The organism is Paramesorhizobium deserti (assembly GCF_001558695.1).
GTDB classification, from domain to species: Bacteria; Pseudomonadota; Alphaproteobacteria; order Rhizobiales; family Rhizobiaceae; genus Paramesorhizobium; species Paramesorhizobium deserti.
The window spans coordinates 285559-301642 of record NZ_LNTU01000039.1 but is presented as its reverse complement, the minus strand read 5'-3'; the positions used below and the strand labels follow the sequence as shown (position 1 = coordinate 301642).

Below are 16084 nucleotides of genomic sequence, written 5' to 3'. Positions count from 1 at the left end.
AGCTCAGTGAATCATGCGCGAGCAAATGAAGCGAGACGCTTTTTCAACGGCCTGCTAGAGCATCCCCAAATTAAAATGAAAATAAGGTGGAAGGCTGCCAGTCCAGCCATGTCTTGAAGCGAAAGGGACACTCGCGCCTCGAAGCGCGCAACCCGATTATGAGACGGCGCCGACTGCGGCCTTCAAAGAGCATGGTTGTAAGGAATCGCCGCTGCCCGCAAGGTTTATCAGTGTCGGATAGGCGGTATCGAACAGTGTTGGCAACGCTGTCGGTGTTGTGCTCTCGACCAGCATCCACCGTAAAGATACTCATGAGGCAAAACAGGCTGAAGCGCTTCAGGTCAGGACGATATTTTCAGCATCGTGTCTCAATCTACGATCCGATGGCTGTACCGCTTGCGCCTTTGACATGACCGTTTGAAACATACATTAAAGGTTGCTTTTCCCGCCCGATGACGAACTAATTGGAGGGAAGCCCGATCGTCCGGCGATCGGCAGCATATTGAAACGGGAGGTTTATTCGTATGCGTGGAATGAAAGGGAAACTGCTGATCGCTGCCGCTGCGGCTCTGTCGATCGGATTTGGCGCGGTCGCGGCGAAGTCGCAGGAGTTCATCAATATCCTGACGGGCGGAACGAGCGGCGTCTACTATCCGCTCGGCGTCGCCATGGAGAAGGTCTATGCCGATATTCCCGATGCCCGTCCCTCCGTTCAGTCGACCAAGGCATCCATCGAGAACCTTAATCTGATCAACAGCGGCCGCGGCGAGATCGCCTTCACGCTCGGCGATTCCCTGCGCGACGCATGGGAAGGCAATGCGGATGCGGGCTTCACCAAGAAGCTGGACAAATTGCGCAGCGTCGCCGCGATTTATCCGAACTATGTCCAGATCGTCGCTTCCAAGGAATCCGGCATCAAGACGCTTGCCGATCTCAAGGGCAAGCGCCTCTCGGTAGGCGCGCCGAAATCGGGCACCGAGCTCAACGCCCGCACCATTCTTGCGGCGGCGGGATTGAGCTATGAAGACCTGGGGAAGGTGGAATATCTGCCCTTCGCCGAATCCGTCGAGCTGATGAAGAACCGTCAGCTTGACGCGACGCTGCAATCTGCCGGTTTGGGGGTCGCATCTTTGCGCGATCTCGCCAATTCGGTCGCTATCACCGTCGTCGAGGTGCCAACTGCTATCGTCGAAAAGATCGGCTCTCCCTATGTGGCCAGCACCATCCCGGCCGGCACCTATCAGGGCCAGGATGCGGATGTTCCGACCGCCACCGTCATTAATTATCTCGTCACGCGCGAGGATCTCGACGAGGAACTGGTCTACCAGATGACCAAGCGGTTCTTTGAAAATCTCGACCAGCTTGCCGCGGCCCATTCGGCAGCGAAGATGATCAAGCTCGACAAGAATACCATCGTCTCGCCGGCACCGCTGCATCCCGGCGCGGAACGCTATTTCAAGGAAAAGGGGATCGAATAATCCCTTTGCGCGGAGGCGGGAATCATCCCGCCTCTTGCCCTTTTTCGCGCAATCGATTGATCGTTTTGGGAAGCGCCGCTGATGTCTTCAAGCGAGCAGACGGCCGCGGAGGCCGTTGAACATATTCCGGGCTGGGGTGCGGGCGCCGGCGCACGCATCCTTTTCGGCATTGCCGTCGCCTTTTCCACGTTTCAGCTCTGGACGGCGGCCTATTCGCCTCTTCCGAGCCAGGTCGTGCGGTCGGTGCATGTCGGCTTCCTGATGCTGCTGCTATTCGGCCTTTACGCCAATGCCCGCACGGCGACCGGCGGGCGCTCGGTCTTCTGGTGGATTTTGGCTGTGCTTGCCTTCGTGCTCAGCCTCTATCATTGGGTGTTCTATTCCGATCTCATCCTGCGTGCCGGTGATCCCAACACAGCCGATCTCGTTGCGGGCGTGCTGGTGACGGCGCTCGTCTTCCTCGCGGGCCAGCGCATGATGGGATGGGCGCTGCCGGTTATATGCGGGCTCTTCCTCGCCTATGGCCTGTTTGGCCAATATCTACCGAGCCCGCTCAATCACAGGGGCTATGATTTCGCACAGGTTGTCGAGGCGCTCTATCTCGGCACGGAGGGCATATACGGCACGCCCATCTACGTGTCGTCGAGCTATATCTTCCTGTTCATTCTCTTCGGCGCCTTTCTCGAACGCGCCGGCATGATCCAGCTTTTCACCGATGTGGCGTTGGGATCTGTCGGCCATACCAAGGGTGGACCGGCCAAGGTTTCGGTCTTTTCCTCCGCCCTGATGGGCACGATCAACGGTTCGGGCGTGGCCAATGTGGTGACGACGGGCGCTTTCACCATTCCGTTGATGAAGCGCTTTGGCTTCAGGCCGGCCTTTGCCGGCGGCGTTGAGGCCGTGTCGTCGATGGGCGGTCAGATCATGCCGCCAGTCATGGGCGCGGTCGCCTTCATCATGGCCGAAACGCTCAACGTACCTTATATCGAGGTGGTGAAGGCAGCCATCGTTCCCGCCCTGCTTTACTTCATCACCGTCTTTGTCATGGTTCATCTGGAGGCTGGCCGGCTGGGGCTGGAGGGTCTGCCGAAAAGCGAATGCCCGAGCGCGATCGGCGCGTTGCGGCAACGCTGGTATCTGATCCTGCCGCTCGTGGCACTCGTCTGGCTTCTGTTCTCCGGCTATACGCCGCTGTTTGCGGGCACGGTGGGTTTGAGCCTGACTGCGCTGATTATCCTGGGCGCGCCCCTGTCCGGCAGACTTGCCCTGCCGCTGCGCGTCCTGTTCTGGATTGCGCTCGGCCTGATGTCGGCGGCGGCATTCGGGACGAGCTTCAACATCCTCGGATTTCAGGTCCGCGGCATCACGCTGATCCTCATTCTGCTCGCAACGCTGGTGGTCCTGAACTTCCTCATCCGCGGCGGACGGGAGACGTTGCGCCTGTGTCTTGAGAGCCTTGGCGAGGGTGCCAAGAATGCCCTGCCGGTTGGTATCGCTTGCGCGCTTGTCGGGATCATTATCGGTGTTCTGGCTCTCACCGGCGCGGGATCGAGCTTTGCCCGTGTTATCGTCGCGATCGGCGAGAACTCGCTGTTCCTTTCCCTTATTCTGACAATGATCACCTGCCTGATCCTCGGCATGGGCATCCCGACGATCCCCAATTACATCATCACCTCCTCGATCGCCGGCCCGGCGCTGCTGCAACTCGACGTGCCGCTGATCGTGACGCATATGTTCGTGTTCTATTTCGGCATCATGGCCGACCTGACGCCGCCCGTGGCACTCGCGGCCTTCGCCGCGGCGCCGATCGCCAGGGAAAGCGGCATGAAGATCGGCATGCAGGCGATCCGCATCGCCGTGGCTGGTTTCGCCGTGCCTTTCATGGCGGTCTATGCGCCTGTCATCATGCTTCAGGATGGAGGGCCGCTGGTCGCGGAAATGGGCTATTGGCCGGCCGTCGTCTATATGATCGGCAAGGCGCTCCTGTCCATTCTCATGTGGGGCGCGGCGTCGATTGGCTATCTGCGCGGCCGGCTTAAATGGTGGGAGCGCGTGTGGGCCTTCGTGGCAGCCGCATTGATGATCGCAGCGATACCCCTCAGCGACGAGATCGGTATCGCGGGCTGTGTGCTGTTCATTGCCTGGCACTGGTGGCGCACGCGACAGGCGGTCGCGCCCGCTCGTTCCAGATCATGAGCCTGTGCATCCTTGCCGGCGGCGCGGTGACGAGGATCGCCACCGCCGCCTTCATGTTGTCGTGGATGCATAGCGTCGAGAAAATCCCTTGGCAGGAGGATTGGCGCGTCACCCCTGAAGGGCTGCAGATCATCGAAGCGAGGGTCAAGGGTTCGGGTGCCGGAATGGACCCGCCGGAGAATGCTGTCCTGAAAGACGGCTGGTGGCGCTACAGGCCCGAGATACCCCCGCAGCCCTCCGTCAGCCTGGCGTCATCGGGAGTGACCGGCGGCGGCTGGACGCTTTGCGCCAACGGGTCGTGCCGGGTGCTCGGCAGTGAGCCGGGCAAGCCGGTGGTGTTGAAATCCTGCCCGAAGGGGGAAAAATAACAACTGCCGTTGCCGCTCCTGCGCGAGAAGGAAACGGGCGCCGGAAAATTCTCCCTGATCTGCAATTATCCGTCATATTGCCGCCACGGTGAGACCATCAGTCTATCGGCCGAGAGCAGGTGGTATCCTCCAAAAAAGCAGGAATCGTTCGTGGTCCCCCAACCGTCTTCCACGTCCCTCGCGCTGAACCGCGCAAGGGGCCTATCATGGGCCGGCGGTGTTCCGGCGCTGGTGTTCCTTCTCGTCGCAGTCGCCGCCCTCTGGGTGCGCCCGCCATTGGCGATCGATGAAACGCGTTATCTCGCCGTCGAATGGGAATCCTATATAACCGACAATCATCTTCTCCTCACGCTGAACGGTGTCCCCTATACCCACAAGACACCGCTGCTTTTCGCGATGGTCGAGGAGATATGGGACATAACGGGTCCCAACCAGATGTTGGCGCGGCTGATCCCTATCCTCTTCGGCGCGGCCGCAATTCTGCTCCTCCGGGTCCTGACCGGCATTCTGGCGCGCGACGAAGGGGAAGGGGTTCTGCCCGTCGGGCAGCCGCACTGGATACTCGCCGGCCTGCCTATGTTCGCAATCTTCGGCCAGGCATTCATGTTCGACACGATGCTCGCCTGTGGCGCACTCATTGCCATCATCGGTACCGTCACGGCCGCGCATGGGCGCATGCGCTCCGGTCTTCTGTTGCTGCTGCTCGGCGTCTCGCTGGGCTTCGCCAGCAAGGGGCCGGTCATCCTGCTGCACACGGCGCCGGTCGCGCTGTTGGCGCCCTTCTGGGTTATGGGCGAATTGCCGGTTTCGCGTATGAAATGGACGCTGCTGGTGGTTGCCGCCATATTGGGCGGCGCGGCGATCAACGCCGTGTGGGTCGTGCCCTCCTTCATTGAAATGAGCAAGTCCTCGGGCTGGGAACTGGTCTGGACCCAGACTTTCGGCCGCGTCGAGGGCAAGTTCGGGCATCCGCGTCCGATCTGGTTCCTGTTCGCGCTGCTGCCGGCGCTGCTGCTCCCCTGGACGTTGAGCAGCGCCACATGGTCGCGCTCCGTATGGCGGAGAGCGCTAAAGTCGGAAAGCGTTCGGCTCGGCCTCGTCTGGTTCGTCTCCGCCCTGATCCTGCATTCGCTCTCGGCGGGCAAGCAGGCCTATTACCTCTTTCCCTCGCTGCCGGGTGCGGCGCTCGTCATCGCTGGCTTTGTCGAGAGCGCTGCGGCGGAGAGGAAGGATGCGCTGAAATTTCCGTTAGCCGCAGGCGCGATGTTGATGGTTGCCGGAGGCATCATCTTCCTTGCCGGCGCGCTTTTTCCCTCCCAGATTCGCGCGACTTTCGGCTTCGATCCCGCTACCACCGTCCTTCCGCCGGTCGGCCTTTTGCTTTGCGGTCTCGCCTGCTGGGGCATCATGCGGGCGCGCGACGGTCGACGGCTTGCGGCCGGGGCCATTGTTGGGCTTGTCGCCTTCCTGTTCGCGCAGATGAGCCTGGCGCCGATCTGGCAGCAGAACGATCCCTCACGCATTGTCCAGGCTGTTCCGGGCCTGAATGAGCGGCCCGTGGCATGGGTCGGCGGCTATAATGGCGAAATCAGCTTTGCCGCCGCCCGAACCACGCCCATTGATATCCTCGACGACACCAGCCAGGCGCCAGCCTGGTTGAGCGAACATCCGGAAGGGGTTGTCTTCAGCCATGTCGACAATACGGAGGCGCCGGTCACGGGTGTTGACGCGACATTCCTGCGTTGGCGCGGCCATTATCTCGCGGCCCTGACCCGTGAGAAGGCTTCTGAATAACGTCGCTATTCGACCACCCCGACCACGGCCACGCAATCGCCCGGCTTGACGAGGCCGGGGAAATGACGCGCGGCGAGGATGCCGCCCATCCTGGCGCGGATTTCCGCCGGTGCAGCACCCGCGAGTCCGACCGGATGAATGCGCGCGACGATCTGGTCCTCAGCCACCGGGTCACCGAGATCGACCATGGTCTCGATCAGGCCTTCCTCTTCGGCAAAGGCGAAACAGTCGCCAAAGGGCATGTCGAGCCACCGCGTTTCGCGGTGCTCGATCTCGCCCGAGACAATGCCGGAATGGCGCAGCACGTTCATGACGCCGCGCTTGGCGATGGCGATCGTCTCGGCCCGGGCCGTGCCGCCGCCGCCGAGCTCGGTAGTGACGAAGATCTTGCCCATTTCTTCGGCCGTCGTGTCGTACATGCCGACCGCGTCGATCTCGAGCATCCGCATCGACCAAGGGGCGGAGAATGCCTTCACCGCTTCGAAGGCGCGGGCTTCCTGCCCCTTGTCGGCAAGGATATGGGCGGCGGCGAAGGGCACAAAGTCGAGTGTCTTGCCGCCTGAATGGAAGTCGAGCACGATATCGGCACGCGGCAGCAGTTCGCGGGTGAAGTAATCCGCGATCTTCTGCGTCACGGTCCCGTCGGGGCGGCCGGGGAAGCTGCGGTTGAGATTGCCCTTGTCGATGGGAGACGTGCGCGTTCCCGCCCGGAATGCCGGATAGTTCATCGCCGGGACGATGATCACGGTGCCATTTACATCTTTCGGATCGAGCGTGCGGGCGAGATCGAAGAGCGCGATCGGCCCTTCATATTCGTCGCCGTGGTTGCCCCCGGTCAGAAGCGCGGTAGGGCCCCTGCCGTTGCGGATGACGGCGATGGGGATCATCACCGACCCCCAGGCAGAGTCGTCGCGGCTATAGGGCAGCCGCAGGAAACCGTGCTGAACGCCGTTCCTGTCGAAAGCGACGGTCGGCACGATCGGGGAGGGCGGCAAAAGGCTGGCAAGCATTTTAAAGCCTCAATCCTTCACAAGCAGCTTGCGCGGAACATTGGCAAGGCATTCCACGCCCGTTTCGGTGATGAGAATGCTTTCCGTGATTTCGAGGCCCATGTCCTGAAGCCAGAGGCCGGTCATGAAATGGAAGGTCATGCCGGGCTTCAGCTCCGTCCTGTCGCCAGGCCGCAGGCTCATCGTGCGCTCGCCCCAATCCGGCGGATAGGAAAGGCCGATCGGATAGCCGGTGCGGTTGTCCTTGACGATGCCGTATTTCTTCAGGACCGCGAAGAAGGCATTGGCGATGTCCTCGCAGGTATTTCCCGGCTTGGCGGCGGCAAGTCCCGCTTCCATGCCCTCGAGCGTTGCCTTCTCGGCGTCGAGGAATTCCTGCGTCGGCTTGCCCAGGAAGACCGTGCGCGACAGCGGCACATGATAGCGGTTGTAGCAGCCGGCGATCTCGAAGAATGTGCCTTCGCCCTTCTGCATAGGACGATCGTCCCAGGTCAGATGCGGGGCGGCCGCATCGGCGCCCGATGGCAGCAGCGGAACGATGGCTGGATAATCGCCGCCGAATTCCGGCGTGCCGCGAATGCCGGCATCATAGATTTCCGCCACGAGATCGCATTTGCGCATGCCCGGCTCGGCCATTTCGGCGATGCGCTCATGCATCAATTCAACGATACGCGCCGCCTTGCGCATATAGTCGAGTTCCTGCGAGCTCTTCACCGCGCGCTGCCAGTTGACGAGCGCTGTGCCGTCGACAAAGCGGGCATTGGGCAGGTGCTTCTGCAGCGAGGCGAAGGCGGCGGCGGAGAACCAGTAATTGTCCATCTCCACGGCGATGGTCATCTTGTCCCAGCCGCGTTCCGCGATAATCTTTGCGAGATAGTCCATTGGATGGCGTTCGGTCGACTGAACGTAGTGGTCGGGATAGCCGATGACATTGTCGTGGGCGAGATAAGCCGTCCGCTTGGCGCCGTTGGCATCCTGTCCGCGCCCATACCAGATGGGCTCACCCTCGGGTGGGATGATGACGGCCTGGTGCACGTAGAACGACCAGCCGTCATAGCCGGTGAGCCAGGCCATGTTGGACGGATCGCTGACGATCAGGAGATCGATGCCGCGCTTTTGCATTTCCACGCGGGTCTTTTCCAGCCGCTGCGCATATTCCTGGCGGGTGAATTTCAGATTTGGCTCACTCATTTGGTCGTTTCCTTGTCGGGCTAAACCCGTTCAGCTTTCGAAGACTGTTCCGATCTGCGCGCACTTTGCCCTGTCACGGGCGAGCGTGGCGATGGCGGTATCCTGCACGCCGGTTCCGGTCAGGTCGGCGAGCGTGATGGCTTGCGGGGAGGGGCGTCGCACCGCCTTCCCCGAGATGATGTCGCCCAGTTCGTCGAAATGGGCGTCGGCTGCGACAAGACCCTTTTCGATGGCATGGTGCAGTTCGCCCAGAAGCCGGGTCTGGCTGAGACGGTCGGCGACATAAAGGTCGGCCCGGGTGATGACGGCCGGATCGATCTCGTTCTTGTGTTCGGCGTCCGAGCCCATGGCGGTGACGTGCTGGCCGGGCTCCAGCCATTCCGCACGCAAGACCGGCTCGCTCGCCGGCGTCGTGGTGATGATGACATCGGCGTCATGCACGGCGCTTGCCGGGTCGCTTTCGGCCTTCACGCCGATGTCGAGTCTTGCCTGCAAGTCCGCGGCTGTTTTCCGCGCCTTGTCCGTGTCGCGTGCCCAGATGCGCGCTTCGCGGATGGGGCGCACGAGGGTCAGCGCTTCAAGCTGCAGCCGTGCCTGGACGCCAGCGCCGAAGACGGCCGCGACGGCCGCATCAGGCCGCGCCAGATGCTTGGCGGCGACCGCGCCGGCTGCGGCGGTGCGCACATCGGTCAGATAGCCATTGTCGAGAAGCAGTGCTTCCACCAGGCCGGTGCGCGAACTCAGGAGCACCATCATACCGTTGACGCTCGGCAGGCCGAGTTTCGGATTATCGAAGAAGCCGGGGCTGATCTTGATCGCGAAGCCTTCGATCCCTGGAACGTAGGCGGTCTTGACGTCGACCTCGCCGCGATATTCCGGAATGTCGAGCCTGAGGATCGGCGGCATGGCGACGGCCTTGGTCGAGAGCGCCGCGAAGGCGGATTCGACACAGGCAATTGCGTCGCGATCGAGCGGCACGATCTTCCGGAGATCAGCTTCGGTCAGGATCGTCATGCGGGGCATGGTCAGGTCTCTTCCATATGCTTGTCGCCGCAGACGACACGGCGATGCTGGGTCATGTCGATGTTGCGGCCCGAAAGGATGGCGACGACCGGACCAGATGCCTTGATGCGATCGGCAAGCAGAGCACCGATGCCTACGGCTGCCGCACCCTCGATGATCTCGCGTTCCATCGCATAGGCATGAGTGATGCCGGCGGCGATCTCGTCCTCGGAAAGAAGCAGGACGTCATCGAGGAGATCGCGCACCATGGCGAAGGTGTAGCGATTGGAAAGGCCGATGCCGCCGCCGAGCGAGTCCGCAAGGCTCTCGCTTTCCTCGACAAGAACGGGGTGCCCGGCATCGAGGCTGGCGCGCATGGCGGCCCCTGCCGCCATGGAAACGCCGATGATCTTCGCCCGCGGCCGCAATGCCTTCACCGCTGCCGCGACGCCGGCGGCGAGCCCGCCGCCGGAAACCGGTACAAGGGCCGTGTCGACCTCCGGTACATCCTCGACGATCTCGAGCCCCATCGTGCCCTGTCCGGCGATGATCGCGGGATTGTCAAAGGGCGGCACCATAGTAAGGCCGTCTTCCTTCACCAGCCGGTCGACCTCCTCCTGGGCATCATCCTGCGAATTGCCGATGATGCGGATCTCGGCGCCGAGACGGCGGATCTCGTCCACCTTGTTGCCGGGCACGAGGCGGGACATGCAGATGACGGCGCGGACACCTTCGAGCCTGGCGGCATGGGCGAGCGCCCGCCCGTGGTTGCCGGTCGAGGCCGTGGTGACGCCGTGGCGCTTCTCCTCGGCCGAAAGACGGCGCATCGCGTTGGATGCGCCGCGCAGCTTGAAGCTGCCCGTTGTCTGGCGGTGTTCGAGCTTCAGATAAACCGGCACGCCCATCCGTTCGGAGAGGGAAGGCGAGGGGAGCGTCGGTGTGCGCACGATCCGGCCCACGATGGCACGGCGTGCTTCTTCGATCTCGGCGAGGGTGACGGGTCTGTCGGACATGGTCTCACCAGGCAGCCATCGGCAGGCTCATCAAGCGGCCCAGTTCCGGCTGCGGCACGGTCTCGCCGCAGATGCGCAACGTCGCCCAGCTCGTCGCCAGATTGCTGGTGATGACGGGCTTGCCGATGGCACGTTCGATTTCGGCGGCAACGCCTGCTGACCTCAACGCCGTGCAGGAAATGAACAGCGCATCAGCATCGGGGGACATCGCCTCGCGGGCCGCCGCGATGAGCGAGGCTGGGCTGATGCGCGCCATCTGCCGGTCGTCCTCAAGGCCGAAGCAGGTGAAGCGCGCGATATGGAAGCCGCTGGTGATGAAGTAATCGGCCATTGGCGCACTGGTGCCGATCGTATAGGGCGTAAGGATGCTGATGCGGCGTGCGCCCACGGCATAGAGCGCCTTGACCGAGGCAAGCGTCGGCGTGATGACGGGAACGCCGGGTTTCGCGGCCTGGATCGCCGACTGGATCTCGTGATCGCCGATGACGACCGACGCCGATGTGCAGGAATAGCAGACGGCATCGAGTTCCTCATCTGGCAGGATCAGCCTTGCCGCCCTAGTGAGTTCCGGCTGCATGCGCCGCAGGTTTTCCGGCGTTGTCGGATTGGCGTAGGCGACGCGCGCGGTGTAGAGCGCGATGCGGTCGCTCGCCACCATTCTCCGAAAATCAGGCTCGGTGGTGTGATCGGTCGCCAGAATGATGAGGCCAACGCGCTTTTCGACCGGACGGTCGTCATAGTCGAGCGGCATTTCGGTGCGCCGGATGGCGGCGGGAACATCCATGATCCTCTCCTCAGCCGATCCGGCCATAGCGGCGTTCGAGCCAGCGCAGCCCGATGACTGAAATCAGGCTGATGGCCAGGAAGAACGCGCCCACGAGGGTGATCGGCTCGATATAGCGGTAGTTGAAATTGGCGATGCTGCGCGCCTGGTTCATCAGTTCAAGCACTGTGATCGCGGAGAGCAGCGGCGTTTCCTTGAACATGGCGATGAAATAATTGGCGAGCGCCGGGATCATTGGCGGCAATGCCTGCGGCAGGATGACCCGCGTCCAGGTCTGGAAGGCGGTGAGGTTGCAAGCCTTTGCGGCTTCCCACTGGCCACGCGCCACATTCTCGATGCCGGCGCGATAGACTTCGGCGGCATAGGTGCCATAATGCAGCCCGAGGCCGATCACGCCCGCCACCAGCGGCGCCAGCGTGATGCCCATGTCGGGCAGCACGTAGAAAATGAAATAGAGCTGCACCAGAAGCGGCGTGCCGCGGATGAACTCCGCGATGAAGCCTGTCGGCATCGAGATGAGCCGGTATTTCGAACGCCGGAGAATGGCGATCACGAGACCGAGCGCCGCCGCCACGATGGAGCCGAGCAGGGTTGCGAGAATGGTGATCTTCACGCCCTCGAAGAGGGTCGGAAGGATCTGCATGACGAAGGCCCAATCCCATTCCATCGTAGCCTCCTATGACCTGACGCCGTCAAGGCCGCGCGTCATGTAGCGCTCCAGCCAGCGGACGGCGAAGGAGATGACGCTGGCGATGATGAAATAGAGAATGAGGATGGTGAGGAAGGGAAACAGCGTGTTGCCGGTCTGCGCGCGCACCACCTGCGCCTGGAACGTCATGTCGGCGAGCGAAATGAGCGACACAACGGCGGACCCCTTCAACAGCTCGATCGCATTGTTGCCGAATGTCGGCAGCATCAGCACGAAAGCTTGCGGCAGGATAATGTAACGAAGCGTCTGCCACCGGTTGAAATTGAGCGCGACGCATGCCTCATACTGTTCCTTGCCGATGGATTTGACCGCACCGCGCACCACCTCCGCGCCATAGGCGCCGACATTGAGGCCGAGCGCCAGCACACCGGCCTGCAGCGGCGTCAGCGAAAAGCCGAACAAGGGCAGGACGAAATAGGCCCAAAAGAGCTGCACGAAAATGGAGGTGCCGCGGAAGAACTCGATATAGGCCGTGGCAAGCCAGCGCACGACTGCAAACCGCGACAATCTTCCCAGTCCTGCGATGAATGCCATCACAAGCGCCAGAGCCGATCCCATCAGCGTCAGCTTGATCGTTACAAGCGCGCCGTCGAGGATAAGCTGCAGATAACCGGCCCACTGGCCCATAGGCACCGCGCCTCTTTACTAAACCTTGAGAAAGAAGGCTCCAGCCGCGAGCAGGCTGGAGCGTTGGGAATGGCGCGCGGTCAGTTCGATGCCGAGCAGAGCTTTTCGCGCGTCGTCGACATCGCGGCCTCGGCCGAGAAGCCGTAGGGCTCGATGATCTTGGCGAATTCGCCAGACTGCTTCATCGCCGCCAGCTCCTTGTCGAAGGCATCGCGCAGCGCGGTGTCGTTCTTGCGGAAGGCCGCTCCATCGCAATAGACCGGCGCGCCGACGACGGGGGCTACCACCTCGATGTTCGGATCGTTGGCCTTCTTGACGAGATCGTTGATCGAAAGGACCGGCAGCGAATAGACGTCGATGCGACCGTCCTGCAGCATTTTCAATCCGCTCTGGCCGTCCGGCACGACGATGACGCGGTCGCGCGGGACGCCGGCTTCAAGCGAGAGACGCTCTTCCGTGCCGCCGCCCGGCGCGCCGATGGTGGCCGAGGAATCCTTAGCGATATCGGCGTAGCTCTTGAAGCCCTGCGGGTTGCCCTTCTTTACCAGGAATGCCTCGGCGTCGCAGAGGATCGGTTCGGAATAGGCGACGGCGTTGCAGCGCTCCGGCTTCATGAAGAGGCCGGCGGTCACCGCGTCATGCCGGCCGGCCTGCAGGCCGGGGATCATCGCGCCATATTCGGAAATGGAGGCCACCACGTCGTTGACGCCCAGCTTCTTGAAGACGGCACGGGCGACATCGGGGCCCGCACCCGAAACGGTGCCGTCGGGATTGACGGCGGTGAATGGCGGTTCATTGGCGATGGCGATGCGCGCGAAGCCCTGTTCCTTCAGCTTCTCCAGCGTGTCCTCGGCCTTTGCCGGTATGGCGAAAAGAAGGGATGAAAGCACGGCGGCACTGACGGCACCGCCCAGACGATTGATGTTGATCATGTTCCCAGCTCCTTTGGTTTTACGCTAATCACGGCGGACGGGTCGCTCAGACGCGGTGTCCTGCCGCGATGATTTTCTTCAGGAAGGCCTGCGTCCTTTCCTGCTTCGGATGACGGAAAATCTCGTCCGGCTTGCCCTCCTCGACGATCTTCCCCCTGTCGAAGAACAGGATGCGATCGGCGAAATCATGAGCAAATCCCATCTCATGAGTGACGAGAAGCATGGTCATGTCGGTCTCCTCGCAAAGCCGCCACAACACGTTGAGAACCTCCTCGACCAGTTCGGGGTCGAGAGCGGAGGTGACTTCGTCGAACAGCATGATCCTGGGGCTGAGCGCCAGCGCGCGAGCGATCGCCACGCGCTGTTTCTGGCCGCCTGAGAGCTGCGCCGGCATCGCCTTCGCCTTGTCGGCGAGGCCGACCATATCGAGCAGTTCCATGGCATGGCGCTCGGCATCGGCGCGTTTGACGCCCTTGGTCAGGATCGGCGCGAGCGTCACATTATCGATCACGCTCATATGCGGAAACAGGTTGAAAAGCTGGAAGACCATGCCGATCTTGGTGCGCATCTTGTGCAGATGCCGCTCGTCGGCCGGCAGCATGCGGCCATTCTTGGGCATGCTGTAGAGGTTTTCGCCTTCAACAAGGATATCGCCGCTGTCGATGCCCTCCAGCGTCATGAGGATGCGCAGGATCGTCGTCTTGCCCGAGCCCGACGGCCCGATCAGCGCCAGCTTTTCGCGGGGCGCGACCTTGAACGACAATCCGTCGAGCACCTTGAACGAGCCGAAACTCTTGCTGATGCCGTTAATCTCGATGATCGGTGCTGCATTGGCAGATGCCATGCGTGTCTCCCCCTGATTGAGACAGCTTTTGCGCAGACGATGGGGCACTCAGCAAATCATGTCAATTCCAAAAATCAAATCATGACAATTTAAAGTCAGTGTGATGACAAAACGGCCTGATTGCTCAAATGGCGAGCAGCAGATGTTCGGGATCTCCACGCAACAGATTGGCGACGACCCCGAGGCCGGTGCGCAGCTCTTCCTCGGTCGTGGAGCCGAGCGAGATGCGGACGGCGCGGCCTTTCTCATCCGGCGAGATGCGGAAGGAGGCGCCCGGCGCTATAGCCACGCCCTGCAGGCGCGCATGCGAGACAAAAGTTTCCTCGGTGCGTTCGCCGCTGAGGGGCAGCCAGATATGCAGGCTCTGCGGGTGGGAGAGGAACGGGATGTCGGGCAGCATCTGCGCGGCGATCTGGTGGCGCTTGCGCAAGGCCTCCCTTTGCCAATCGACCAGTTCCAGTGCGGTGCCGTCGGCAACCCAGCGGGTCGCGATTTCCGCCACCATCGGCGTCGCCATCCAGTTCGACACCAGATGCCGGTTGGCCACCGCGGCGACATAGCGGTCCGGCGCCACGAGATAGCCGATGCGCAGGCCGGGGACGACCGTCTTGGTGAAGCTGGTGAAATAGAAGGTCCGCTCGGGCGCGAAGGCCGCGACCGGTGGAGGACGGTTCTCGACGAGGGCGCCGAGAATATCGCTCTCGATGATCGCGATGTCGTGCTGCCGCGCCACTTCCGCGATTGCCTCCCGGCGCTCGGCGCCCATCAACGTCGCCGTAGGACTGATCGCCGAAGGCTGGATGAAGACCGCACGAATGCCGGTGTTCCGGCAGCAGGAATCGAGCGCATCGGGCAAGATGCCTTCCTGATCGATGGCAAGTCCCTGCAGCGTCAGGCCGAGATAGGAGGCGAGCGGCGTCAGCGTGTGATGGCCGATTGCTTCGGTCGCGACCGTCGAGCCGGGAGGGGCGGCGCTCATCAGCGCCACCGTCATCGCCGCCGTCGCGCCATTGGTGAGGCTTATATTCGCGGCGGGCGCGTCAAGCCCGCAGACCTTCAGCCATTCGACCGCCATGGCCCGATGGCGGGGAAACACCACATTCGGGCGGAAGGAGAGGGCGGCGCTGGGGGGCAGCGTTTCCGCCAGCCGGGCAAGCGCCTTCTTCATCAGGTCCAGATGCATTGTCTCGCAGACCGGCTTCAGGATCGACAGATCGATGACCTCGCCAAGCCGCTCGGGCAGATAGGGCGGATCCGGCTCGCGCCGCTGCGGACGCACGAAGGTGCCGCGTCCGGTCTCGCCGGAGAGCAGGCCGCGGCGGATCAGTTCCTCATAGGCGCGGCTCACCGTCTGCACGGACAGATCCAGCTCATAGGCCATCCGCCGGTGAGGGGGCAGGCGCGCGCCGCCTTCGAGCTTCCCTTCCGAGATGGCATGAGCAATCTGGTCGGCAAGCGAGAGATAGGCCGGCCGGCGCAGGGTGGTGGGATCGGGTCGCCATATTGTCATGATTTCATAAGTGATCGAAGTCAGTGCAATTGACAATCGAAAAATGACAGCGTCATGTTTGTCAGGCTCTCACGATGGACATGAAATGGCTTCTCTGAAACTCGATCCGATCGATATCCGCATCCTTGACGAAATCCAGCGCGACGGCCGTATCACCAAGCTGGCGCTCGCCGAACGGGTGGGGCTTTCGCCGACGCCCTGCTGGACGCGGCTGCGGCGGCTGGAGAAGGCGGGCATCATCACCGGCTATCATGCCCGTGTCGCGCTGCGTCTCGTCTCTCCGGTGGCGACCGTCCTGGTGGAGGTGACGCTGGGCGCGCACCGGCAGGCGGATTTCGACCGATTCGAACGTGCGGTGAAGACCATTCCGGAGGTGGTGGCCTGCTGGTCGGTCGGCGGCGGCGTCGATTATATCCTGAAGGTCGTGGCCCGCGATATCGACGCCTATCAGCGGCTGATCGACGACCTCCTGGAGCGGGAGATCGGCATCGACCGCTATTTCACCTATATCGTGACGAGGACGGTCAAGGACGATGCGGTCCTGCCCGTCGCCGATCTCGTGTCGCCTCAGGCCTAGTCCATCTTTCTGCAAAACGCGCGAAATCGAGACGATTTCTCCTCAAGTC

15 protein-coding genes are annotated in these 16084 nt (G+C 62.3%); 5 read left to right on the top strand and 10 right to left on the bottom strand.

All coding sequences use genetic code 11. The features are described from left to right. The first annotated feature begins 524 nt into the window (after positions 1-524). The 4 genes from ATN84_RS23970 to ATN84_RS23955 all read left to right on the top strand — a co-directional run bounded on the left by ATN84_RS23970 (position 525) and on the right by ATN84_RS23955 (position 5836). Positions 525-1478, top strand: coding sequence for a TAXI family TRAP transporter solute-binding subunit (locus ATN84_RS23970; RefSeq protein ID WP_068885015.1), 954 nt, complete (start codon positions 525-527; stop codon positions 1476-1478). Positions 1479-1559: 81 nt separating this feature from the next. Further along, positions 1560-3674, top strand: a complete 2115-nt coding sequence (locus tag ATN84_RS23965; RefSeq protein ID WP_068885014.1) for a TRAP transporter permease — start codon at positions 1560-1562, stop codon at positions 3672-3674. Continuing rightward, a complete protein-coding gene (locus tag ATN84_RS23960; RefSeq protein WP_068885013.1) occupies positions 3671-4042 on the top strand; it encodes a DUF1850 domain-containing protein in 372 nt (123 codons plus the stop codon). Before ATN84_RS23965 ends, ATN84_RS23960 begins: the two co-directional genes overlap by 4 nt. A 150-nt stretch (positions 4043-4192) precedes the next feature. Then, a complete protein-coding gene (locus tag ATN84_RS23955; protein ID WP_153020364.1) occupies positions 4193-5836 on the top strand; it encodes an ArnT family glycosyltransferase in 1644 nt (547 codons plus the stop codon). Between the two features lie 5 nt (positions 5837-5841). Here the strand turns inward: ATN84_RS23955 and doeB are convergent, their stop codons facing one another. The 10 genes from doeB to ehuR form a co-directional block, all read right to left on the bottom strand. Continuing rightward, the gene (gene doeB, locus ATN84_RS23950) at positions 5842-6846 is read right to left on the bottom strand and encodes a N(2)-acetyl-L-2,4-diaminobutanoate deacetylase DoeB (protein ID WP_068885011.1); all 1005 of its coding nucleotides are present in this window, start codon (positions 6844-6846) and stop codon (positions 5842-5844) included. 9 nt (positions 6847-6855) lie between these two features. Continuing rightward, positions 6856-8037, bottom strand: a complete 1182-nt coding sequence (gene doeA, locus ATN84_RS23945) for an ectoine hydrolase DoeA (protein WP_068885010.1) — start codon at positions 8035-8037, stop codon at positions 6856-6858. 30 nt (positions 8038-8067) lie between these two features. Continuing rightward, on the bottom strand, positions 8068-9060 hold the full coding sequence (eutC, locus tag ATN84_RS23940; RefSeq protein WP_068885009.1) for an ectoine utilization protein EutC: 993 nt from the start codon (positions 9058-9060) through the stop codon (positions 8068-8070). A gap of 2 nt (positions 9061-9062) precedes the next feature. Next, positions 9063-10052 carry a hydroxyectoine utilization dehydratase EutB gene (eutB, locus tag ATN84_RS23935; RefSeq protein ID WP_068885008.1) on the bottom strand — a complete coding sequence of 330 codons (990 nt, stop codon included), beginning with the start codon at positions 10050-10052 and terminating at the stop codon, positions 9063-9065. Positions 10053-10056: 4 nt separating this feature from the next. After that, positions 10057-10836: an ectoine utilization protein EutA gene (gene eutA / locus ATN84_RS23930; protein WP_068885007.1), complete on the bottom strand. Its 780-nt coding sequence runs from the start codon at positions 10834-10836 to the stop codon at positions 10057-10059. Between the two features lie 10 nt (positions 10837-10846). Beyond that, the gene (gene ehuD / locus ATN84_RS23925) at positions 10847-11503 is read right to left on the bottom strand and encodes an ectoine/hydroxyectoine ABC transporter permease subunit EhuD (protein ID WP_068885006.1); all 657 of its coding nucleotides are present in this window, start codon (positions 11501-11503) and stop codon (positions 10847-10849) included. Between the two features lie 9 nt (positions 11504-11512). Further along, positions 11513-12172 (bottom strand): ectoine/hydroxyectoine ABC transporter permease subunit EhuC, encoded by a 660-nt coding sequence (ehuC, locus tag ATN84_RS23920; RefSeq protein WP_068885005.1) that lies wholly within the window; start codon positions 12170-12172, stop codon positions 11513-11515. An 80-nt stretch (positions 12173-12252) separates the two neighbouring features. Beyond that, entirely contained in the window at positions 12253-13104 is an 852-nt protein-coding gene (gene ehuB / locus ATN84_RS23915; RefSeq protein ID WP_068885004.1) for an ectoine/hydroxyectoine ABC transporter substrate-binding protein EhuB, read from the bottom strand. A gap of 46 nt (positions 13105-13150) precedes the next feature. After that, positions 13151-13948, bottom strand: coding sequence for an ectoine/hydroxyectoine ABC transporter ATP-binding protein EhuA (gene ehuA, locus ATN84_RS23910; RefSeq protein ID WP_068885003.1), 798 nt, complete (start codon positions 13946-13948; stop codon positions 13151-13153). Positions 13949-14072: 124 nt separating this feature from the next. Beyond that, entirely contained in the window at positions 14073-15458 is a 1386-nt protein-coding gene (gene ehuR, locus ATN84_RS23905; RefSeq protein WP_068885002.1) for a MocR-like ectoine utilization transcription factor EhuR, read from the bottom strand. Positions 15459-15543: 85 nt separating this feature from the next. On the opposite strand from ehuR, the gene ATN84_RS23900 reads away from it, so the two are divergent. Further along, positions 15544-16035, top strand: coding sequence for an Lrp/AsnC family transcriptional regulator (locus ATN84_RS23900; RefSeq protein WP_068885001.1), 492 nt, complete (start codon positions 15544-15546; stop codon positions 16033-16035). Positions 16036-16084: the final 49 nt, after the last annotated feature.